Annotated in this window: 13 protein-coding genes, 3 tRNA genes and 1 pseudogene; 8 read left to right on the top strand and 9 right to left on the bottom strand. The window is 73.7% G+C overall.

Annotated elements, in window-relative coordinates:
* Nucleotides 1–101 precede the first annotated feature (101 nt).
* Nucleotides 102–3,638, bottom strand: a complete 3,537-nt coding sequence (locus ACIGG8_RS03130; protein WP_396545209.1) for a PAS domain-containing protein — start codon at nt 3,636–3,638, stop codon at nt 102–104.
* A gap of 178 nt (nt 3,639–3,816) precedes the next feature.
* Here ACIGG8_RS03130 and ACIGG8_RS03125 point away from each other — a divergent pair.
* The 7 genes from ACIGG8_RS03125 to ACIGG8_RS03095 all read left to right on the top strand — a co-directional run bounded on the left by ACIGG8_RS03125 (nt 3,817) and on the right by ACIGG8_RS03095 (nt 10,604).
* Nucleotides 3,817–3,910: transfer RNA gene (locus tag ACIGG8_RS03125), tRNA-Ser, on the top strand.
* A 307-nt stretch (nt 3,911–4,217) separates the two neighbouring features.
* A tRNA-Arg gene (locus ACIGG8_RS03120) sits at nt 4,218–4,293 on the top strand.
* Nucleotides 4,294–4,324: 31 nt separating this feature from the next.
* Nucleotides 4,325–4,400, top strand: a tRNA-Arg gene (locus ACIGG8_RS03115).
* Nucleotides 4,401–5,085: 685 nt separating this feature from the next.
* Nucleotides 5,086–7,734, top strand: coding sequence for an Ig-like domain-containing protein (locus ACIGG8_RS03110; protein WP_396545207.1), 2,649 nt, complete (start codon nt 5,086–5,088; stop codon nt 7,732–7,734).
* A gap of 194 nt (nt 7,735–7,928) precedes the next feature.
* The gene (locus tag ACIGG8_RS03105; RefSeq protein WP_396545205.1) at nt 7,929–9,215 is read left to right on the top strand and encodes an SPFH domain-containing protein; all 1,287 of its coding nucleotides are present in this window, start codon (nt 7,929–7,931) and stop codon (nt 9,213–9,215) included.
* Nucleotides 9,212–10,228: a C40 family peptidase gene (locus ACIGG8_RS03100; protein ID WP_396545203.1), complete on the top strand. Its 1,017-nt coding sequence runs from the start codon at nt 9,212–9,214 to the stop codon at nt 10,226–10,228. The genes ACIGG8_RS03105 and ACIGG8_RS03100 overlap by 4 nt, the downstream gene beginning before the upstream one ends.
* Before the next feature lie 175 nt (nt 10,229–10,403).
* Nucleotides 10,404–10,604, top strand: coding sequence for a hypothetical protein (locus ACIGG8_RS03095; protein ID WP_350519712.1), 201 nt, complete (start codon nt 10,404–10,406; stop codon nt 10,602–10,604).
* A gap of 54 nt (nt 10,605–10,658) precedes the next feature.
* Here ACIGG8_RS03095 and ACIGG8_RS03090 read toward each other — a convergent pair whose 3' ends face one another.
* From ACIGG8_RS03090 to ACIGG8_RS03055, 8 genes and pseudogenes are all read right to left on the bottom strand, one after another.
* Complete coding sequence (locus ACIGG8_RS03090) at nt 10,659–11,675, bottom strand: endo alpha-1,4 polygalactosaminidase (protein ID WP_396545201.1); 1,017 nt, start codon at nt 11,673–11,675, stop codon at nt 10,659–10,661.
* Nucleotides 11,676–11,697: 22 nt separating this feature from the next.
* Nucleotides 11,698–12,393 carry a spherulation-specific family 4 protein gene (locus ACIGG8_RS03085; protein WP_350519714.1) on the bottom strand — a complete coding sequence of 232 codons (696 nt, stop codon included), beginning with the start codon at nt 12,391–12,393 and terminating at the stop codon, nt 11,698–11,700.
* On the bottom strand, nt 12,390–13,307 hold the full coding sequence (locus ACIGG8_RS03080; protein WP_396545199.1) for an NAD-dependent epimerase/dehydratase family protein: 918 nt from the start codon (nt 13,305–13,307) through the stop codon (nt 12,390–12,392). The genes ACIGG8_RS03085 and ACIGG8_RS03080 overlap by 4 nt, the downstream gene beginning before the upstream one ends.
* A 125-nt stretch (nt 13,308–13,432) precedes the next feature.
* Nucleotides 13,433–14,134 (bottom strand): annotated as a pseudogene (locus tag ACIGG8_RS03075) (NDP-sugar synthase); the annotation flags it as partial.
* Between the two features lie 73 nt (nt 14,135–14,207).
* Nucleotides 14,208–15,200, bottom strand: coding sequence for an SDR family NAD(P)-dependent oxidoreductase (locus tag ACIGG8_RS03070; RefSeq protein WP_350519716.1), 993 nt, complete (start codon nt 15,198–15,200; stop codon nt 14,208–14,210).
* Between the two features lie 149 nt (nt 15,201–15,349).
* Nucleotides 15,350–16,876 carry a hypothetical protein gene (locus tag ACIGG8_RS03065; RefSeq protein WP_350519717.1) on the bottom strand — a complete coding sequence of 509 codons (1,527 nt, stop codon included), beginning with the start codon at nt 16,874–16,876 and terminating at the stop codon, nt 15,350–15,352.
* 254 nt (nt 16,877–17,130) lie between these two features.
* On the bottom strand, nt 17,131–18,645 hold the full coding sequence (gene pelF, locus ACIGG8_RS03060; RefSeq protein WP_396545196.1) for a GT4 family glycosyltransferase PelF: 1,515 nt from the start codon (nt 18,643–18,645) through the stop codon (nt 17,131–17,133).
* Between the two features lie 111 nt (nt 18,646–18,756).
* Nucleotides 18,757–21,105, bottom strand: a complete 2,349-nt coding sequence (locus ACIGG8_RS03055; RefSeq protein WP_396545194.1) for a hypothetical protein — start codon at nt 21,103–21,105, stop codon at nt 18,757–18,759.
* A gap of 522 nt (nt 21,106–21,627) precedes the next feature.
* On the opposite strand from ACIGG8_RS03055, the gene ACIGG8_RS03050 reads away from it, so the two are divergent.
* Nucleotides 21,628–22,407, top strand: a complete 780-nt coding sequence (locus tag ACIGG8_RS03050; protein ID WP_396545192.1) for a tyrosine-protein phosphatase — start codon at nt 21,628–21,630, stop codon at nt 22,405–22,407.
* The last annotated feature ends 147 nt before the right edge of the window (nt 22,408–22,554 follow it).

The raw sequence follows: 22,554 nt of genomic DNA, 5'->3' as shown, positions 1-22,554 counted from the left end.
GCCGGCCGCCCCCCTTGCGCAACTGGGGCGGCCGGCCCTTCCACGTGGTCCGGCGGGCGTCGGCCCGTGTCCCGACCGGTGTCGGCCCGCGTCCCGGCGGGTCAGCCCGCGGCGGCCACGTCCGCCTCGCCCATCGTGCCGATCCGTCCGAGCAGGTCCACGATCCGGCCCTGGACGTCGTCGCTGGTCGAGCGCTCGGCGAGGAACAGCACCGTCTCGCCGGTGCGCAGCCGGGGCAGTTCGCGCGGGTCGAGGTCCACCGAGGTGTAGACCACCAGCGGGGTGCGGTGCAGCCGGTCGTTGGCGCGCAGCCAGTCCAGCAGGCCGACCCGGCGGCGGCGGATCTGCAGCAGGTCCATCACCACCAGGTTGGGCTGCACGCTGCTGGCCCGGGCCACGGCGTCGTTCTCGTCCACCGCGTGCTCGACGTGCATGCCGCGCCGTTCCAGGCTGCTGATCATGGCGGCGGCGATGTCCGGGTCGCCCTCGACCAGCAGCACCCGCGGGGCGTGGTGCTCGCCGTCGCGGGGCGCGAGGGCGCGCAGCAGCACGGCCGGGTCGGCCCCGTACACGGCGTCCCGGGTGGCCTGGCCGAGGCCGGCGGTGACCAGCACCGGGACGCGGCGGTTGAGCGCCGCGGTGCGCAGCGACTGCAGCGCGGTGCGGGTGATCGGGCCGGTCAGCGGGTCGACGAAGAGGGCGGCGGGGAAGCCGGCGGCCTGGGCGTCGACCTCCTCGCGGGAGCTGACGATCACCGGGAGGTACCCGCGGGCCTGGAGGGCCTGCCTGGTCGCCGGGTCGGGCTCCGGCCAGACCAGCAGCCGACGGGTGTTGGCCAGTTCGCCACCGGTGGCCGGCGGCTGATCGGCGGCGGGCCGTTCGTCGGCGGGCGGGAGTTCGGCCATCGGGCGCGGGGCGGTCCGGGCCTCGGCCGGAACGGCCGGCTGCGCCGGAACGGCGGACATCGGCGGGGGGCCGAGCGGGCGCGGCGGGGCGAGCTCGCCCAGGCCGGTGCCGACCGGGCGCGGGCCCGACGGCTCCTCGGCTGCGGGCAGCGCGGGCCGTGCGGGCTCCAGGGCGGTGCCGGGGGCACCCACGTCCCGGCCGGACGGGCCGGCGGGCAGGGCCGGCGCAGCGGGTGCGGACGGACCGGCGGCGCCCGTCGACGCGTCCGGCCCGGGCCCCGGCGGGACGGCCAGTCGGCGGCGGCGGCCGGTCGGCGCGGCGGCCGGTTCGGGCAGCGCGGGCGCCGGGCCGGCCGGCAGGGCGTGCTCCAGCCCGGGGTACACCGGGGTGTCGGTCGCTCCGGGCAGGGCGAAGCCGCCGGAGGAGTCCTCGGCGGAGGGCAGGGCGCGGCGCCGACGCGGCTTGGGCTCGCCCGCGTTCTCGGCCGGGGCGGCCCCGTCGGTCGGGGTGCCGGCCGGCGGGGTGCCGTCGGCGGCCGGGGAGGCGGCCGGGGAAGTGGTGGGGGCCGGGCCGAGCGCGAGCGGCTCGCGACCGCCGGACCGGTTCTGCTGCGCCCGCTCGCCCTCGACGGGCACGGCGTAGGCGGGGCCGGAACGGCCGTCGTCCTTGCCCCACGGGTCGCGCTGCGCACCGTCCGGGCCGGGCAGGCCCTGGCGGCCGTACGCGGGGTCGTTGCCGGTGCCGTTCCACTGCTCCGGCACGGCCCGCTCGACCCTGGCGGGGGCGTTCGGCCACTGGTCGGCGGGACCGGCGGGACCGTCGGACGCGGCGGGCGCGGTCGGCGCCGGGGTCTCGGCGGCCGGGCGGCCACGGCGGCCGCGCCGCTCGGGGGCCGGGGGCTCCTCGGCGGGCGCCCGGTCGGCGGCTGCGGCCTCCACGGCCTTGCGGCCCGGCTGTTCGCCCGCCGTCGCGGCGGGCCCGGCGGCCTCGCTGCTGCTGGGCAGCTGCGGGATGCCCGGCAGCTCGGGCAGGACGGCGCTGTCGCTCTCCTTGGGCCGGTCGGAGCGGCCCTCGGCGGCGGCGCGCTCGGCGGCGGCCTTCGCCGCGGCGGGGTCAAGCGGCAGTTCGACGACGTACGTGGTCCCGGACTTGCCGGGCAGCTCGTGCGGCTGGAGCACGCCGCCGTGCCGCTCGACCACCGAGCGGGCTATCGGCAGGTGGACGGGGCTGCCGCCGACGCCGGGGCCGCGGATCTCGACCCGGGCGACCTCGCCGCGCTGGGCGGCGGCCAGGACGACGGTCGGCGGTTCGGGGGCGGTCGGCACCGCGGGCGTCGCGCCGCCGGCCAGACCGGGGACGGCGAGGCCGGGGGAGGGGGTGGTGGGGGCGTCCAGCGCGAGGCGGACACCGCTGACATCGGCGACCAGGTGGGCCAGCGCCTGGGCGAGTCGCCGTTCGTCGGCGATCACCTCCACCGCGGCGGCGTGCACCGAGAACCGCACCCGGCCGGGGCCGACCAGCTCGCCGGCCTCCTCGACGGCCCGGCGGACCACCGTGTCCAGAGCCACCGGCACCTGCACGGCGGACTTCCGACGACCCTTGACGTCCTTGCCGTCCTTGGGGTCCTTCGGGTCCTTGCCGTCCTTGGTCTCCGCCGCGCCGGTCTCGCCTGCCTCGCTGCGCTGGTGGTCGAGGACCCCGTCGATCAGCTTCCCGAAGCGGCGGCACTCGTCGGCGAGCCGGCGCAGCGTCCAGTTGGCCTCCGGCCAGAGCTGCCCGGCCGGGTCGGCGGCGAGCGCGTCCAGCCGCTGGTTCAGTGCGCTGAGCGCGCCGCCCAGCTCGTTCTCCAGGACGGCGGTGAGGTGCTCGTTGCGGGCGATCAGGGCGAGTTCGCGGCTGCGGTCGGTGAAGGTCATCACCGCGCCGACCAGTTGGTCGCCGTCCCGCACCGGGGCGGTGGTGAGGTCGACGGTGACCGGACGGCCGTCCTTGCGCCACAGCACGGTGCCGCGAACCCGGTGCTTGCGCCCGGAGGTCAGGGTGTCCAGCAGCGCGGACTCCTCCAGCGCCAGCGGGGTGCCGTCGGCCCGGGAGTGCTGGATCAGCGGGTGCAGCTCACGCCCGCCCAGCTCGCTCGCCCGGTACTCCAGGATGTGCGCGGCGGCCGGGTTGACCAGTACGCAGCGGCCTTCGAGGTCGACCCCGAGCACGCCCTCGGCGGCGGCGCGCAGGATCATCTCGGTCTGCTTGTGCTGGCGGCGCAGCTCCGCCTCGACGCCGAGCCGGCCGGAGAGGTCGCGGACCAGCAGCAGGAGCAGGTCGGAGGAGGACGACGAACGGGAGCCCTCGCGGTACGGGTCGTACGGGACGAGCGGGGAGAGCGCGTAGCCGCGGCTGCTGTCGTTGTCGTCGGCGAAGTCGTTGCCGGAGACCTCGACCGGGAACGTGGTGCCGTCGGTGCGGTGGGCGGTCATCCGGACCGGGCGGTCGGGGGCGTCGCCGTCGCGGGTGGCCGGGCGCATCGAACCGGGGATCCGGCTGGGGTCGAAGTCGGGGAGCAGGCCGAGCACGCCCATGCCGACCAGCGAGGTGCCCGGCGCCTGCAGGGCCTGGACGGCCGCGCTGTTGGCGTCCACGACGGTGCCGTTGCTGTTCACCAGCAACAACGCGTCGGGCAGGGCGTCGAGTATGGCGGCGAGGCGAGCAGCGCCTCGGATCGGCCTGCTGCTCACGTCGACAGGTCTCCTCGGCTCGGGGCAGCTCCTCCGGAGACGGCAGTATCTCATTCTTCTTTGCGGCGGGGACGACCCGCCTAGTAACGTTGGCGGTGGTTGGTGCCGAACCCCAGGGTTGTGGCATCATCACTGACACACGGAACGGGTCCGCTTCGCGCGGATGCGGTCCATGTGGGGAGGCTTCGCCTAGTCCGGTCTATGGCGCCGCACTGCTAATGCGGTTTCGGGGTTATTCCTGATCGAGGGTTCAAATCCCTCAGCCTCCGCCAGTCGGGAGCCCCCGTCGACGATCTCGTCGACGGGGGCTCTTTGCGTTCCCGGGGGAGGTTCGGATCGGGGCCGGGTCGGTCCCCGCTCGATCCACCCCGGCGTGGGTCGGCCCGGGTCGGCGGAGGTCGGCAGCGGCCCGGGGCTGGTCCGGGGCTGGTCCGGGGTGGGCCGGGGAGCCGGTCGGGGGCGGGCCCGCAGGAGGTCGCGGGAGGTCCGCAGGGGGTCCGGGAGCAATCGATTTCGCCCCACGTCGCAGGTCATGTAATGTTGTCCCCGCAACGCCCCGGGGCAACGTTCACGGGGCGAGCGCTCATAGCTCAACGGATAGAGCACTTGACTACGGATCAAGAGGTTGCAGGTTCGAATCCTGCTGAGCGCACCAAACTCCGCAAGATCGGGTTCGCCCGTTCCTTGCGCTCATAGCTCAACGGATAGAGCACTTGACTACGGATCAAGAGGTTGCAGGTTCGAATCCTGCTGAGCGCACCATCGAGAAGCCCCCGGCCACCGGCCGGGGGCTTCTCCCGTTTCCGGGCTCCACGAGCTCGGCCCGGCGGATCACGCCGGCCCGGTGAAGCGCGCTCGGCCCGGTGAAGCAGCCGGACCCGGCGAAGCGGTCGGGCCGTTCGAACAGAGCCCTCGAAGAATGGTCAGGTCCCGGACGCTGGGGTCCGTCGGATCGGCCGGGAATTCCCATTCCCGCGTCCGTTCGGGGGTGCTGATTCCCGCCTAATGGATGAAATAAGGCCGTTTCGGGTACATCCCGTCCTGCCGCCCGGACGACCGCCAAACGGGTGGGACCCGGTCAAAAGCGTAGGTGTCGCAGTTTGACCGATCCGGGATCGTGATTCCTTTTTGTCGGATCTTGTGCCCAGACTGCCCGTCGCCCCGGCAGCCGACCGCGAAGGAGAGCCGGATGAGCCGACAGTTTCCCCGCACCGCTGCCGCCCTGGCCGTCCTCACGACCGGGCTGCTGACCGGCTGGAACGTTCCGCTCTCGGTGGCCCAGCAATCCCCTGACTCCTGGTCGGGGGAACACCGGGCGGTGCTGCCCTCCGGGCTTTCCGTCCGGATCGATTTCGACGCCTCTCCGGGAGTGGGCGTCACCGCCGGACCGGGGCAATTGGCGGGCCGGTCCGGAGGGGGGCGATCCACCACCCCCTATGCGGACGGAATGCACTCCGGAGACCCCGCGCAGACCTTCGAACTCACCCCGGACCGTGCGCAGGCGGACGGTTCCTGGCGCACCGCGGGAACGCTCCGGCTGACATTCTCCCGGCCCGTCCGCAACCCCCGGCTGCACCTCAGCGGGCTCGCCGCGGTCGCCACCGGCACGTCCGGTACGACCGGCACCGCGGCCCGGCTGACCCTCACCGGCGGCTCGCCCGTCGCGCCCACCCTGGCCGGCCGCACCGACTGGTCCGGCTGGACGGTCGACGGCAACACCCTCGCCCCCGCGGGCCGCGACGGCGCCTCCGACGGCGCGACCGGCTCCGCCGCCGAAGGCTCGCTGGAGCTCGTCGGGACCTTCAGCACCGCGGTGTTCCGGGTCGAGCAGCGCTCCACGGCCCGGGCCGGCAGCACCACCGCCCCGCCCGTCCTGCGCCAGGCCTACACCGTCACCGTCGACGATGGCGTCGGCACCGCACCGCAGGGCTACGGCAACGCCTCGCACGTCGTCTCCGACCTCTTCCTCGGCGCCGATGCGGCCGAGCCGTCGCGGCGCACCCGGCCCGGGTCCGGCGAGGTCGTGGACGACGAACCGATGGTCCGGCTCGACCACGGCGCCTCCCTGCTCAGCCCGTTCGCCGGCCCGTTGCCGCCCAAGCTCCAGCCCGGCCGCAGCGAGTACCACGGCGCCGACCCGTCGATCGGTTTCCCCACCGGGGCCGCGATCGGCCGCTACTACCGGCTGACCGTCCCGGTCGAGGTGGGCGACCAGCCCGCCACCCTGGCCGGCTGGATCGACTTCGGGCACACCGGCCGGTTCGAGCCCGCCGATCGGGTGCAGACCGAGGTCCCGCCCGGCGCCGACACCGCGACCCTGGAGTGGACCGTCCCGCCCGGCGCCGCGTCCGGCGAGACCTGGGCCCGGCTGCGGATCGGCCGCGACACCAGGCAGCTCGTCTCCTCCGGCGGCTTCGCCGACTCCGGACAGGTCTCCGACCAGCGGATCAAGCTGGCCGTCGGGGCCGCCCGGCCGGAGATCGCCGAACCCGTCGACGGCACCGCCCTCGCCGACGCCCGCCCGGAGATCAGCGGCGAGGGCGCGGTGCCCGGCGCCACGGTCGACATCCGGGAGGGCGAGACCTCGCTCTGCCTGGCCAAGGTCGGGCGCGGCGGCGGCTGGTCCTGCCGCCCCGCTGCGCCGCTCGCCGTAGGCCCGCACGGCCTCACCCCGGTGGAGACCACCACCGGCGGCGTGGTGCTGCGCGGCGAGCCGGTCAGGGTCACCGTGAAGACCGCGCCGCCGACCGCCCCCGCGCTCGCCCTGCCCGCCTACACCAACGACCCCGGGCTGCAGCTCACCGGCACCGGCGACGCCGGCAGCACCGTCTCGGTCACCGACCGTCCCGCGGGCGGCGAGCTCTGCAGCACGGCGGTGCGGACGGACGGGCAGTGGTCCTGCCTGCCGGTCGAGAACCTGGCGGACGGCAAGCACCAGCTCACCCCGGTCGCGGTCGACGCGGCGGGGAACCGGACGGCCGGGCAGTCGGCCGTGCTTGTCGTCGACACCGTTCCGCCGGCCCGGCCGACCCTCGGCGCGCCCGCTCCGGGGGAGACCCTGCGGGTCAGCCGTCCGAGGCTCGCCGGACAGGCGGAGCCGGGCGCGAACGTCCTGGTCACGGCGGGCGCGGGGTCGGGCGCCGGTCCGGACCAGCGGACCGTGTTGTGCGGGGCGACGTCCGCCCTCGACGGGAGCTGGACCTGCACCGCCAACCGGGACCTGACGGACGGGGAGCAGTGGCTGACCGTCACGGCCACCGACCCGGCGGGCAACGGGGCCTCGGCGGACCCGGTGCGGGTGCGGGTCACCGCCGCGGCGGTGCCTTCTCCGGCGACACCTTCTCCGCCAGTGCCTTCTCCGGCGGCCCCGAGCGCGGCGACGGCGAGTCCGTCGGCTTCGGCCTCGGGTTCGGCCTCGGCTTCTGCCTCGGTGTCGGCTACGTCGAGTCCGGCCCTGCCCAGCCCGACGGCGACGGCGTCGACGACGGTGGCGGCGCCCGTCGCCTCGACCACGGCCGCGGCGGCGAGTCCGAGTCCGGCCGTCGCGGCGCCGACCGAGGTGCCGGCGCCGGTCCCGCCGGGGATGTTGCCGATCGTCGTTCCGCCGGCGCCGCCCGCCGTCCCGGCGGCTGCGGCGAGCCCGGTGTCGTCCGGCCCGTCGGCGGTTCCGTCGGCCTCCGCCGTACCGTCCGCTCCTGCCACGACCGCCGCCGCGACTCCCTCGCCCACCGCCACCGCTCGTCCGACCCCGAGCCCAAGCCCGACCCCGACCCCTACTCCGAGCCCGCCCCCGACTCCGAGCCCGACCCCGCCGCCGTCCGCTGCCGACGGCTCGGCCCGGGCCGCGGTCCTCGCCGCGAGCGGCCGGCCGTCGCCGTCCGGGCAGGCCGGGGCCGTGGCCGGGTCCGGGGAGTCCGGCGAGGCCGTGGCCCGGCCGCTGCCCGTGCCGCCGACGGAGGGCCCGCACGGTGTGGTGGGCCGGTCCGAGCAGGCCGGCCGGCACGGCGGGCTCGCCGGGATCCTGCTGGTACTCGCCGGGATCGGGCTGATCACCCGTCGGGTGTTCGCCCGCGGTCCCGGTGTGCGACGGCGCTGACCTGCGCCGAACTGTCCCGACCATCCGCCCATGTGCCTGCGCGTCAGGTCGGCTTTGGATGATTCGTCAGTAAATGTCGACACACCTTGGCTCAAATGTCGCATTTGATGACGTATGAACTTAGCCTGACCCTGGCACTGCCCGTCAGATCCGGGCCGCCCGTTGCGCGACACACCGACCCAGAGGACCCGTGCATGGACGTCACCCGCGATTCGTCGCAGCGACCCGAAAACCCGCCCGAGATGCTCCCGCCGGCACTGCCGGAACGTTCCGCCTCCGGCTCCAGCCGGCTGGCCCGGGTCACGGCGGTCACGACCGTCAAGCCCGCCAAGCCGGTCGGTTCCGTCGACGACGGACCGGCGACCACCCCGTTGGCCGTGGTCCCCGGGCCCTCGTCCGTCGGCCCGGCGGACCTGCGGGACCCGCTGGACACGGCCGCCCCGGAGACCGTCGGGTGGCCGGACGCCACCCCGGCCGGGGCCGCCACCACCGCCTCGACCTCCCGGCGCCCCCCGCGCGCCGACCAGGCGCTGCGTGAGCACGGCGCCACCGCGCTGCCCGGCTGGACCGCCCTGCTGGTGGTGCTGCTCGGGCTCGCCGGGGTGCTGTTCGTGCTGCTGCGCACCGGCGTCGTCCCGCACTGGGACGCGCTGCCCGACCTGCGCGGCGCCACCGCGCGGGCGAGCGGACGGCCGGCGGTCGACGCCGCGGCGATCGCCGCGGTCAGCGCGGCCGGCCTGCTGGTGGTGGTCGCGCTCGCCGGGCTGCTGGCCAACGCGGGCGGCGAGACCCGGGTGCTGAGCCGCTGGGGCCGCTACCGCGGCACCGTCCGCCGGACCGGTCTGGTCTGGGTCAACCCGCTGCTGCGCCGTCGCCGGGTGGACGTCCGTCTGCGGCACTGGCGCAGCGAGCCGGTGCGGGTGGTCGACCGGACCGGCACGCCGATCGTGGTCCGGCTGCTGATCGTCTGGCGGGTCAAGGACACCGCTCGGGCGCTGCTGGCCATCGCGGACCACGAGGGCTACCTGCGCGAGCAGGTCCAGGCGGTGCTCACCCGCACCGCGTCCCTGCTGCCGTGCGACAGCAACGCGGCGCCCGGCCCCGCGCTGCGCGACGGGCAGTGGTTCGCCGACGAGATGACCAGGGCGCTGGCCGCCGAGGTCGCCCCGGCGGGCCTGGAGGTGTACTCGGCGCAGCCGCTGGGGCTGGACTACGCGCCCGAGGTCGCCGAGTCGATGCGCCGCCGCCGGCTGGCCGACCTGGACGCGGGCCTGCGGACGGTGCTGGTGGACGACGCGGTGGAGGCGGCGGCGCTCGCGGTAAGGCGTCTGGAGCGCGCCACCACCCACGAACTGGACGAGGCCGCCCGCAGCGCCCTGATGGAGCAGCTGCTGGTCGCCTTCGTCGCCCCGGCCGGAGTGGCCGCCTCGGTACCGCCCCCGGCCGCCCGCGCCGGGCGGAAGGAAGGACGACCCGCATGAGGATAGCCACCGGCGCGTACGCCGAACCCGGCACAGGCCTCGACGAGGACCCCGGTCCGATCGACTTCGAGGAGCGGCTCGGCAGCATCCCCGCGATCGCCGGCTGCGGCTGCCCGAACTGCGCGCCCCGGCCGCGCACCGCCCACCGCCCCGGGCCGGCCGGCGGCAGCCGAATACACCGTGCCGTGCGGACCACCTGCCTGGCCACCACCGTGCTGGCGGGCGCCGGCGTGGTCGGCCTGACGGCCGGAGCCGGGTCGGCGCACGCCGCGGCCGGGAAGCAGGGCTGGGACGGCTCGAAGTACTGGTTCAAGAACGCTGCCGGCGAGTGGCGTTGGACCAGCCACTACGACGTCTACGCGAGCCGCACCGGCCGGTCCGGCGGATCCGGGGGCGCAGGCGGTGCCGGGGGTGCAGGGGGATCCGGCGCCTCCGGCACCAAGGCCCCCTCCAACGGATCGGCCTCCTCGAACGGCCCGCGCCAGGGCTGGGACGGGTCGAGGTACTGGTTCAAGAACGACAGCGGCGAGTGGCGCTGGACCAGCCACTACGACGTCTACCTGAACCGCACCGGGCAGTCCGGCGGCGGTTCGGCCCCCGCACCCGCCCCGCCCGTGAGCCGTGAGCCCCAGGACACCGCGCCGGCCTCCGGGAGCAAGGAGGCGGCCGTCGACTACGCGCTCGCCCAGCTGGGCAAGCCGTACGTATGGGGCGGCAACGGCCCGTCCGGCTACGACTGCTCGGGACTGGTGCAGCAGGCCTACCGGCGCGCGGGGACAAGCCTGCCGCGCGTGGCGGACGACCAGTACGCGGCGACCACGCCGATCGGCGCGGGACAGCTGCGCCGCGGTGACCTGGTGTTCTGGTCGGACAACGGCCGCGCCTCGGGGATCCACCACGTGGGGATATACCTGGGCGGCGGCACCTTCGTGGAGGCACCCCGGCCGGGCAGGACCGTCCGGGTCTCGACCCTCGACGCGGGCTACTACCCGACCCACTTCGGGCGGCCGTAGCGCCGCGGACGCACCCGGCCCCCGACCGCGCGCCGCCGTCGGGGGCCGGGCTCCCCGCAGTGTTCACGAGCCGGTCGCACCACCGTCGCACCGCCGCCGCACGGCGGGTGGCGCGACGGTTCCGAAGGGGGTCCGGGCTGTGCCTGAGGTGGGCCGATTCGTTAGAGTCCGTGCCATGGCTGACAACGACTACGACCCCGCCGGCAGCACTCAGATGTTCCGGGCGTTCGTCGACGAGACCCCGGCTCGCCAGGAGCCGGCCACCGTTTCCACCTACGGCCGCAGCGGCGGCGGCAGCCGGACCGGCGTGATCGCGCTGGTCGCCGTCGTCGCCCTGGCCGTGCTGGGCGCCGTCATCTGGCTGGCGGTCAAGTGACCCTCGCGCGGGTGACCCTCGTCCGGGTCACCCGCGCGACGGGAGCGGAACACCTCAACAGGGCTTGCGCCAGGCGTTCAGGTCGAGCTTCTTCTGCATCGAGCTGAAGCCGAGCGACTTGGCCTTGGCGCAGAACTTGTCCGTGTCGAGCTTGTACTCGACGTGGAAGACCGCCTTGCCTGCCTTGACGAAGGGTGCGACGCGGTCGCACTCGTCGAACTGCGAGCACTCCTCGTTGACCGCGAAGTCGAAGTCCGGCAGCAGCGCGGGGATCTGGTCCAGGTCGTTCTTCAGGCCGATGGCCAGGCCGCGCTCGTGCGCGAGCTGCGCCAGCATCCGGTTGTACTTCAGCTGGTCGTCGGGGGTCAGCGGGAAGCCGCTGTTCTGGTTGTAGGCCTCGATGGTGTCAGGCTCGATGGCGTCGAAGCCCTTGCTCCTGCACATGTCGAAGCGGGCGGCCATCAGCGGCTTCAGCTGGTCGAGCTTGCGGATGTCGAACCACTTCTCCCCCTTCCAACCGGTGTCCGAGCCCTGCAGCGCCTTGGCGAAGGCGGCGGAGTCGGGGCGGAAGTCCTCCCAGGAGCCGGCGTTGATGTAGCAGATCACCTTGCGGCCCTTGGCGTGCAGCGCGGCCACCACCGAGGCGTCGTTCTCGAAGCCGTCGATGTCGTAGACCGGCACGTCCACCGACTGGTCCACGGGGCCGCCGCCGAGCTGCCACTGCCAGGCCAGGCCCGGAGCGGGCTGCCAGCGGGCGCCGGTCGGCGCCGGGGCGGTGCCGCCGGGCGGGGTGGTGCCCGGGGCGGTGGTGCCGCTCGGGGTGCCCGGGGCCGTGCTCGTGGCGGGGGCGCTGGGCGAGTCCGGGGCGGGGGTGGCGTCGGGAGTGCCGTCGGGGGTGCCCGGGGCGCTGGTGCCGGGTGTGCTCGGGGCGGTGGGGGCGGGCGGGGTGCTCGGGGAGCCGTCGGCCGAGTCGTCGTCCTCCGAACCGGAGCTGCTGCACGAGGTGGCCAGCAGGGCGGTGGCGGTGGCGAGGGCGAGGGCGGCCGGCAGGAGCCGGTTACGGCGGTTCACGGTAGTCGAACTCCGAGTCGGGTCAGGTCAGTTCGGCGGCGGTCAGACCGTACGGCAGGGTGCGCCAGGGGTTCTCCCCGGCGCCGGGGACGGCGCAGCCGACGCCGGCCCGGCGGGCGGCGATCAGGGCGGTGGCGTCCTGGGCGTGCTCGGGCGGGACGTCGTAGACCAGGTGACAGAACCGGGAGGACGCGTGCCGGCCGGTCCACAGCGGTTGGGTCATCGCACGGTAGGTGTCCCAGTCCCCCTCGAAGGTGACCAGCAGGTCGGCCAGGCCGACTTCGGCGTACCCGGGATCGGGGTGCTCGCCGTGACCGAAGATCACGGTGCCGCACCCGGCCGCGCGGGCCGCCGTGGCCAGTCGCCGGTAGTGCGCCAACGCGCCCGGGTGGGTGGTCACTTGGTCGAGGTAGACGCCCGTGATGCCGTGGCGCTGGCGGTACGTCAGGATGTCGGCGACGACGGCCGCGTGCGGTCGGCGGCCGTAGTCGGTGTCGGCGTACCCGACCAACGGCAGCCCGGCCGCGCGGAGTTCCTCCGCGGCCTCGGCGAAGACGCCGTCCGGGACCTCGCCCGGACCGTCGGCGAGGTTGAGCACGACGGCGGCGATCCGGGTGGGGTCGGCGGCGGCGACCGCCCGCCAGGCCGCCGGGTCCACCGCGGGGTGGACGTACAGCGGCACCAGCAGGCGGCCGTCGGGGAGGTGCCCGGTGGTCATGCGACCACCGGGGTCGGCGTGGGCTCGGGGGTGGCGAGCCACAGGTCGCGCAGGGTGTCGGCGAGGTCCGTCTCCGGGTGCCAGCCGAGCGCCCGGGCGGCGGCCGAGATGTCGGCCTGCTGCCAGGAGACCGCGGTCGAGCGCTCGGAACCCACCCCGCTCTCGTCGATCCGGCCGGTGAATCCGGCGGCGGCGACCAGTCCGTCGGCGATCGCCCGGACCTGCTTGGCCTGCCCGGAGGCGAGGTTGAGCACCCGGGGGAGCGGGCCGTCGGCCGCGACGGCCAGGCCGATCGCCTTGGCGATGTCCCGGGCGTCGACGAAGTCGCGGTAGGCGGAAAGGTCACCGACCGTGACCACGCCGTCCGCGCCCTCGGGCGCCACCCGGCGCAGCTCGGCGGCCAGCCGGCCGGCCAGCGAGCCGGCCGGGGCGCCGGGGCCGACCGGGTTGAACACCCGGAGCACCACGGCGTCCAGCGGCGAGCCGGCCACCGCGAGGGAGCCGGCCAGCTTGGTCGCGCCGTACACGCCGACGGGGCGGGCGTCGGCGTCCTCGGGCAGCGAACTGCCCTGGTCGCAGACGCCGTACTCGCCGGCCGAACCGATGTGCACCAGGCGGGCCTTCGGGGCGCCGAGCTCCAGCGCCTCGCAGAGCACCGCCGGGCCGCGCGCGTTCACCTCGGCGAGCTTGACCGCGCTGCCGGCCACCGCGCCGGCGAAGTTGACCACCGCGTCGGGGGCCAGTGCGGCCAGTTCCTCGCCGAGCGGGCCGACCTCGGCGGTGGCCAGGTCGAGCCGCAGGTCGTGGTGGGGCCGCCGGCCCGCGGTCAGCAGGGTGGCGTCGGGCAGCGACCGCAGGACGGCGGTGGCGTGACGGCCCAGGAAGCCGTCGGCGCCGAGAAGCAGGATTCTCACGCGGCACGTCCGTCACTCTCGGCGCCCGCGGCGGCGGGCTCGTCGGCGGAGTCGCTCGCGGCGGTGCGGGCGGCCGGGATCGGCAGCTCCGCGACGCCCGGTGCGACACCGGCCGACTCGAAGGGCATCAGGACCGGGCGGATGGTCGAGAACTCGGCGTTGGCCCGGTCGTAGTCGTCGGGGCGGCCGATGTCGAGCCAGTAGCCGCCGAACTCGTACGAGGCCGGCGGGGTCTTCGCGGCCAGGAGGTCCAGCACCAGCTCGTCGAAGCCCAGCGGCAGGCCGGGGGTGTACTTGGCGAGCGCCGAGCGCGAGACGCCGTACACGCCCATCGAGACGCGGTAGTCGATGCTGGGCTTCTCCTGGAAGCCGGTGATCGCGCCGGAGTCGGTGGTCAGCACGCCGAAGTCGATCTTGACCTGGCGGGCGTAGGTGGCGATGGTCAGCGGGGCACCGGACGCCTCGTGGTGCTTGAGCACCCCGGCGAAGTCCAGGTCGGTGAGGATGTCGCCGTTCATCACCAGGAAGTGCTCGGGCAGGCGGTCCTGCATGGTGAGCAGCGGGCCCATGGTGCCGAGCGGGCTGTCCTCGACGGCGTAGCCGACCCGCAGGCCCCACTGGGAGCCGTTGCCGACGTACGCGCGGATGATGTGGCCGAGGTGGCCGATGGCCAGGGTGACGGACTGGAAGCCCGCCGCGGCGAGCTGGCGCATCACGATCTCCAGGATCGCGTGCTGGTCGCCGATCGGAACGAGCGGCTTGGGAAGCGCGGTGGTGTAGGGGCGGAGACGAACGCCCTTGCCGCCGGCCAGGATCACTGCATGCATGGTGTTTCCCCCACGGAAAGGATGTGCAGTACACGAACCTTGGTTACCAGGACGAGCATGAACGCGAAGGCGGTCAGACGTTGTAGATGTCGGTCTTGTAGCGCGCCAGGTTCGCCGGGTCGCGGAAGAACTCGATGGTCTGCTCCAGGCCCTGCTCCAGGCTGAACTGCGGTGCCCAGCCGGTGGCCTCGCGCAGCCGGGTCGCGTCCGCGACCAGGCGCATGACCTCGGAGTTGGTCGGACGGATGCGCTGCTCGTCCTCCTTCACCACCAGGTCGACACCCATCAGCTTGCCGACCAGGGTGACCAGGTCGCCGACCGAGATCTCGCCGCCGGTACCGGCGTTGAAGGTCCGGCCGACCACCGACTCGGCGGACGCGGTGCCGACCGTGCGGAACGCGTTGGCGGTGTCCTTGACGAACATGAAGTCGCGGGTCGGGCGCAGGTCGCCGAGGGTGATCTCGGTCTGGCCGGCCGCGACCTGGGCGATCACGGTCGGGATGACGGCGCGCATCGACTGCCGCGGGCCGAAGGTGTTGAACGGGCGCAGCGTGACGACCGGGGTCTCGAAGCTGGCGTGGTAGCTGTCGGCCAGCCGGTCCCCGCCGGCCTTGGAGGCCGCGTACGGGGACTGGGTGTTGATCGGGTGGTCCTCGGTGATCGGCACGGTCTGCGCGGTGCCGTAGGTCTCGCTGGTGGAGGTGTGGACCAGGCGCGGGATCTCCAGGTGGCGCACCGCCTCCAGCACGTTCAGGGTGCCGGTGACGTTGGTGTCCACGTACGAGTGGGGGGCGCGGTAGGAGTACGGGATCGCGATCAGGGCGGCCAGGTGGTAGACCGCCTCGGTGCCCTTGACCAGGCCGTTGACCGAGCCCGGGTCCCGGACGTCGCCGAGGATGATCTCGACCGAGTCCAGCACCTCCTCGGACAGGGTCTCCAGCCACCCGAAGGAGGAGAAGGAGTTGTACTGGACCATCGCGCGGACGTGGTGCCCGTCGGCGACCAGGGTCTCGACGAGGTGGGAGCCGATGAAGCCCTCGGCTCCGGTAACCGCGACGCTGCTCATGCGGGGTTCGCTTTCTCGATCTGCCGTGGCGGGCCGGACGCTCTGTGGTGGTCGGCCGCCGGTTGGTCAGGGTGGGTGTTTCGGGTCAAACGGGTACGACGGTGCACGCAAGGAGGCGTGCGGGATTTTCGGTGTGATTCGGAAGTGGTTCAGCGGTGCTGGGTGGTGCGGCCGAGCGCGGGCCCGGCGATGGAGGTGAGGACGACGGCGGCCGCCCCGCAGCCGATGAGCTGCAGGACGATCGGATCCACACCGGTCAGCAGCCCGGTGCTCTCGGCACCCGCGGCGGCCAGACAGATGAGGGCGGTGCTCCAGCTGAACCCGAAGGCGTTCAGCAGCAGCGCCAGCCAGAGCGAGCCGCCGAGGAGCAGCATCGCGCCGAGCTGCGGCACGCCGAGCGCGGGGGCGCCGGGCCACAGCACGGTCGCGGCGGCGTCCAGCGCGGCCACGGTGGTGAGGTAGATGAAGAGGCAGCCGAGCAGGATCCCGCCGGTGCGGCGGGTGAACTGGCCGGTGGTGTGGCTGGTGCGCAGGGCGGCCACGGCCATCGCCCGGTAGCGGAAGAGCAGCCACTCGGCGAGGCCGAGACTGAGCGTCAGCGCGATCATGGCCGGTCCGGTCGGGGCGGTCGCCGCCCCCTGCGGGGCGTGGCCGCCGGTCTGCACGGCCTGGTGGATGGTCGTGCCCAGGCCGGCGATCAGCGTGAGCGCGCCGCAGGCCAGGCCGAACAGCAGGTGCGGGACCTCCTGGCGGAGCGGCAGCTTGAGCGCCACGGACTCCCGTTCGCCCCGGCGGACGCAGAGGAACAGCTCCCGGACGGCCAGCCCGACGGCCAGCAGCACCGAGGCGAGCAGCACGACCGTACGCACCGCTTGCGGGACGTCCGTCGCCAGCACCACGCCCGCGCCGACCGAGGCCGGGGCCAGCGCCAGCAGCAGGAACTTCTCCCGCCCGAGCACCAGTAGCACGGTGGCCGCCGCCAGGTAGCAGGACTGCCCGGCGGCGAAGCACAACGCCCCGAGCGGCCCGCCCACCACGTACGCGGCAGCGGCCGCGATCAGCGCGCCGAGCGGTGCGCCGACCGCCAGGCAGACCGCGGCCTCCCGGCGGCGCAGCCGGCTCAGCCAGCGGTACGCGCGGTGCGCCAGGGCCTGGTTGAAGCCCCAGCTGACCAGCGTGGCGATCGACAGCGCGAGCATGCCCGAGGGCAGCCCGAAGCGCATCCGGGTGGTCGCGAACAGGTTGGCGCCGAGCAGGTAGCCGAGGCCGGGCAGGGCGAACACCAGGCCGCGCACCACGCAGCGCCAGGGGTCGGCCCGCCAGGGGTTGGCGAACTCGGAGCTCGGACCGGGGTAGCGGCGCTCGACCTTCTCGAACAGCTCCTCGGCGACGGTGAACGCGTCGGGGCGGCCGTACAGCAGCGCCGCCTGCTCGTCCGAGAGACCGTCGGACTCCAGGAAGGCCGCGATCTCGTACGGGTGGACGGCGTCGGCGCAGACGTCCCGCAGGCGCTCGGCGAGTTCGTCGAGCGGGTCCGCGGAGAGGCCGAGCTGCTGCTCGGGCCCGGGCTCGGGGTCCGTCGGGGCGGGACGGCGGAGCTTGAGCGGCAGCGTGCGCAGCTGCATCGTCCGCTCGGAGCCGCCCTCGTCCGGAACCAGTCTCAGAGGACCGCTCATGCGTCCACCTCGCAGCGCTCGGCGGCCGCTTCGCGGGACACGCACCTCTTGATGGTTCTCTCGCTTCGCTCGCTCACGCGCCCACCTCGCAGCGCTCGGCGGCCGCTTCGCGGGACACGCACCTCTTGATGGTTCTCTCGCTTCGCTCGCTCATGCGTCCACCTCGCAGCGCTCGGCGGCCGCTTCGCGGGACACGCACCTCTTGATGGTTCTCCCCCAGCCTTCGGCCGGGGGGACCCCCATGCTTCGCTCGCTCACGCGCCCACCTCGCTCGGCTCGGGCCGGGAGGAGGTCAGCTGCTGGCCCCAGTCGGGGCTGGGGGCCTGGTCGGTGACGGCCACCATGCCGCCGGGCATCCAGCGGGAGGTGCCCAGGAGTTCGGTGTAGATGCCGCGGAAGCCGTCGATGTTCTGGCGCAGCGTGAACTGCTCGATCACCCGCAGCCGGGCCCCCTCGCCGAGCCGGGCGCGCCGTTCGGCGTCGCGCAGCAGCTCGATCGCGGCGGCCGCCATCGGCTCGGGCTCGCGCGGCGGGACGACCAGACCGGTGTCGCCGACGGCCTCGCGGACGCCGCCGACGTCGGTGGAGACGGTCGCGCGGCCGCAGGACATCGCCTCGATCAGGGTGAACGGGAAGCCCTCGCTGATGCTGGAGAGCATGACCACGTTGCCCGCCGCGTACGCGTCGGTGATGTCGGCGACGCGGCCCTCGAAGGCCACCGACTCGGATATGCCGAGCTCGGCGGCCAGGGCTATGCAGCCGTCCCGGTACGCTTCGCCGCCCTTGGGAGTGCCCCCGAAGAGCCGCAGTCGCGCCTCGGGGATCTCGCGGTGGACGATGGCGAAGGCCCGGATCAGCGTCTCCAGGTCCTTGATCGGGTCGACCCGGCCGGCCCAGCTGAGGGTCGGGGTGTCGGGCTCGGGGCCGGCCGGCGGGAAGGCCGCCGGGTCGACCCCGTTGTAGACGGTGCGGATGTGCGCGGACGGCGTGCCGCCGCGCTCCTCCCAGCGCCGGTTGTACCGGTTGCCGGGGGTGACCAGCGCCGCCACCCGGTAGCTCTCCTCGGCGAGCATCCGGTAGAAGCCGAGCAGCAGCGCCTTGACCGGCCAGCGGTACGGGCCGGTGCGGTAGCCGAGGTAGCGCTCGCGCAGGTAGATGCCGTGCTCGGTGAGCAGAAACGGTACGCCGTACTGCTGGGCGGCGATCAGCCCGGGCAGGGTGGCGAGGCCGCCGCTGGCCGCGTGCGCGACGCCCTCCTTCGGCGGCTCGACCGCGAGCGGCCGCAGGGCGTGCTCCAGCAGGTCGGTCGCGTTCAGCGCGTCGTGCAGGGTGGGCCGCGAGACGGCGGTGGGCAGGTAGTCCCGGGTCCACACGTGCTGCAGGGTGCGCAGGGCGCGCTCGCTGCGCAGCGCCGGGCTGAGCAGCCCGCGCCGGGCGAGGTCGGCGAAGCCGTACAGCTCGGTGCCGAAGTGCGTGGTGTAGACCGGGTCGAGGATGGAGTGCAGGAAGCGCTCGTACGCGTTGAGGAAGCGCCGCAGCTCCTTGCCGCGGGGTGCCCTGGCCTCGGAGGCCGGGCCCCACAGCGGAGCGGTCGTGACCGACTTGACGTTGGCGGGCAACTCCCAGGCCAGTGCTTCGTGGCCGGTTCCGGTGACGGCGATGACGTCGAAGTCGACGTCCGGCATGCCTTGAACGAGCTGGTCGCACCAGACGCTCACGCCGCCGTGCTGGTGCGGATACGTCCCCTCGGTGAGCAGGGTGACGCGCATTCCTGTCCCCCCTCCTGTTCTTGCGTAGGTTCCGGCCTGGGTGGCCGGAACGGGAGCCGTGGCGGGGTCGGGCCGGTCGCCCGGTCCGACCCCGCCGGCGGGTGTTACGGGTTACCGCTTGCCGGAGCGTCCGGCGGTGCTGCTCGGCGTGGCCGTCCCCCCGGAGGCCTTGCCGCTGTTCGCCGCGCCCTTGCCGCCGTGACCGTTGTTATCAGTGGTCACGCCCTTGCCGGGCACCGGGGTCCCGCTGCCGGGCACCAGGGACGGCGCCGGCTTGCGGGTGATGTCGCTCGGGCCCACCGGGACCGGAGTGGCGACGCCCTGCGGGACGACCTTCTTGTCCGCCGGCACCGCGGCCGGGACGGACTTGGCCGCGACGCTCGGCGCCACCGCGGCCGGGGCGGCCGGAGCGGACGGGAGCTGCAGGGTGACGTTGCTCTGCAGGGAGCCCGGGGACACCCAGCCGGAGAGCGTACCGGCGTAGGACGAACCGAACCCGGTCGATCCGATGACCAGCTTCTGAGAAGTGCCGGTCGGCATGGTGGCCTGGACCTGAACACCGGACGGCGCGCTGACCGTGACGGTGTTGCCGACCCGGTAGGCGGTGACCTTGCCGGCGGCGACGGCCGCGTTCCAGGCCGCGCGCTTCTGGAACTCCTGGCCGATCTCGCGCTCGCCGAGGTTCACGATCGGGGTGTTGTCGGCGTGCAGCGACCGGTAGGTGCCGAGGATCTTCTCCAGCACCGGGTAGAGGATCTTGTCCTCGGACAGGTTCGACTGGTGGATGAAGTGCGGCCGCGGGTCGTTGTTCAGCACGTGGCCGAGGTCGATCCGGGCCTCCAGCGGAACGATGTACGACTGGAAGCCGGTGTTGACGTCCAGCGGCGCCGGCAGGCAGGTCGAGTTGGCGTTGTTCTCACAGACGCCGCTGCCGCCGTTGGCCGCGCTGGTGTAGATCCAGTTGTACTCGTCGGTCTCCTCCTTCGCCGTGCCGGCGTTGTAGAAGACGTTCATCGGGTACCGCGGCACGGTCAGCGTCGAGGAGCCGACGGCCCGCTGGGCGGGCTCGCGGGAGGCGTCGCTGCCGGTGAACTTGATGCCGTTGGCGGCCAGCGCCGGGGCCAGGTACGGGTTGTCGCTGGTTTCCTGCGGGGCGGTCAGCAGACCGGAGTGCTCGCCGGTGACCAGGACCTGCGGGTCGACGTTCAGGCCGTTGGTCCTGGCCCAGTCGAAGTTGTTCTTGATCTGGCTGGAGACGGTGTTCTGGTCGGTCCAGACCGTGTTGCCCGCGGCGTCCTTGGTGCACTTCCACGGCACCACCGAGACGTCCTGGACGCAGCCCAGGTACGGGTGGGTGTACGTGTGGTTGACCCAGCGGTAGCTGTTCTGGTCGGCGATCATCTGGCTCGCCGTGGGGTCCACGGTGGTCTCGTGGTCGGCCTTCCAGTCCTCGCTGCCGCCACCGTTGAACACCATGTCCAGGGTGAAGTTGTTGGCGGTCTGCCACTGCTTGAGGTACTGGGCGTCCGCCTGGGTCATCCGGATCGGGTTCGCGGTGTCCGGGGTGCCGGGCGGGCAGGTGACGTCGCCGGGGGTGCACTTCAGCGTGGTGTCCCAGCGGTCGTCGGCCAGGAAGACGTCGTCGACGTGGGCCGCGAAGTAGTTGCGGTCGTAGCCGAGGTGGACGCCCTGGGTGATCCAGTCGACCATGCCGCGGGCGAGCAGGCGGTACTGCTGCTGGTACTGGTTGTAGACGAACGTGACGACCAGTTCCTTGCGGCCGTCGTGGGTGTACTCGCCGACCAGCGACCCGCGCGAGGTGCCGCCGGGTATCGGCGCGTCGACCAGCGGGACGAAGGAGGCGCCGGCCGGGAGGCTCGCGAGCGGGGTGGCGAGGTAGCCGTAGCTCTCGCTGACGCTCGGGTCGTTGTCCTCGAACGGGACGCTGCCCTTGAGGTACCCGAACGATCCCGACGTTCCGGCCGCGGTGGTGGCGCCCTGGAATCCGTCGAGAGTGCCGACGAATCCGGGATTCTGTGCGTAGTTCAGCCCCACCGCCGGACTGGCCCACGTGTACGCGTCGATCTGACGGACGTTGAAAGCGGCTTCGTAGCTCGCGATGGCCGTCATCTCGGCCGCGCTGTTGGGGAAGGGGTTTTCGTTGGGCAGCACGATGCCCTGGAACTTCCCGCGCGGCTGGCCGTTCACCGTGTCGCTCAGGAAAGCCGCGTTGATCACGGGACGGTTGGGGTCATTGAGGCTGACGACCTTGTACGGCGTGCCCTGGCTCTTGAGCTCGGCGGTGATGGCCGCGACCGAGGGACCGCCGTCGTCGACGACCAGGATGGTGAGGTCGATCCTGGGCGGCGTGGTGTCGCCAAAGGCCAGGGTGGTCTGCAGGCCGCCGGCCAGCAGGACTGCCGCCGCGCACGCGGCGACTCTTCGGGTCGCTCGACCCATGGTTGATCCTCCCCTTGGGCCAGGCAACGCGCTGCTCGGCGCTCGCCTGCCCGTGTAGCTGTTCGCGGGCAGCAGGCTGCCCGGCGCCCATCCTGGTCGAGGGTCGGCCGTGCGAGGGACCAAATGGGCGAGAGTGCAGCGAACCTGTTACCAACGTTCATGGCGTTGCCATGAAGGCGCTGATTGTGACCGGAACCGGACCGGTGGCGCAAATAATGAATTGAAAATGAAAAACCGGAAGCTGAGCGCTACAGGTGGTTACCGACGGTGTGGCCCGATGGGGTGGGTGGGACACCTACACTGTCGTCGTTGCGCATGACACTCTTGCACATCTCCCCGGTCCATTGGGCAGGTTCATGCAATATCGGGCACCGCTGTGCCATGTGACAGTCCGAATATGCAATGGAGGTGCGCGTGACCGATCGGCAGACCCGGTCCGGAAGAATCGTGAACGCACGGAATTCGGCGCCGGAGGGGGGCGGAACGGAGTCGGTCGGGCGCAGCCTCGGTCTGCGCGGCGCGGTGAACGCACGGGATCTGGGCGGCTACCGGGCGGCCGACGGACGGATCCTGCGCCGCGGAGTGGCCCTGCGCAGTGACGGCCTGAACCACGTCACCGCCGAAGACCTCGGCCCGCTGGCCGAGTTGGGCCTGCGCCGGGTGGTGGACCTGCGCAGCATGGACGAGGTCCGCGAGGCCGGCCGCGACCGGCTGCCCGATGGTGTGGCTCTGCACCACTTCCCTTTGCTGGCAACGGACTTCGACATCTACGTGATGATCAGGGATGCGCTGTCCGACGCCGGCGCGCAGCGGCAGCGGGCACTGCTCGGCGACGGCCGGGCGGGCGCGATGATGACCGGCCTCTACCGATGGTTCGTCACGGACCGGGTGGCGCGCGAGCGCTTCGCCGCCCTGCTGCGCCTGTTGGCCGCCCCGGAGGGGCCGCCGCTGCTGTTCCACTGCTCCGCGGGCAAGGACCGCACCGGCTGGGCCGCCGCGCTCCTGATGACCGCCCTGGGGGTGGACCGCGCGACGGTCCTCGACGACTACCTGCTCACCAACGAGCGCTCCGCGGCGGTCGTCGAGCGCGTGCTGGGCGACTTCGCGGCCCGCGGCCTGATGCGCGAGCCCGAGCTGCTCCTGCCGGTCTTCCGGGCCGACCGCGCCTACCTGGACGCGGCCTTCGCGGAGGTCGAGGCCGGCTGGGGCGGCTTCGAACCGTTCTGGCGGGAGGGGCTCGGGCTGGACGACGACGTGCTGGCCGGACTGCGCGTCAACCTGCTGGACGGCAGCGACAGCTGAGGGGACCGATCGACCCGCGTCGATCGGCCCCCTGCTCGGGCCCCCTGCTCGGGCCCGCTGCTCGGCCCCTGCTGGGCCTCCTGCCGGCCCTGCTGGGCCTCCTGCTCGGCCTCCGTCGAGCGACGTCCGCCGGTCGGCCCGGTTCGG

Source organism: Kitasatospora sp. NPDC085464, assembly GCF_044541955.1.
Taxonomy (GTDB): Bacteria; Actinomycetota; Actinomycetes; order Streptomycetales; family Streptomycetaceae; genus Kitasatospora.
Note: the sequence above shows the minus strand (reverse complement) of the source record. Positions and strands in the feature narration are given on the sequence as shown.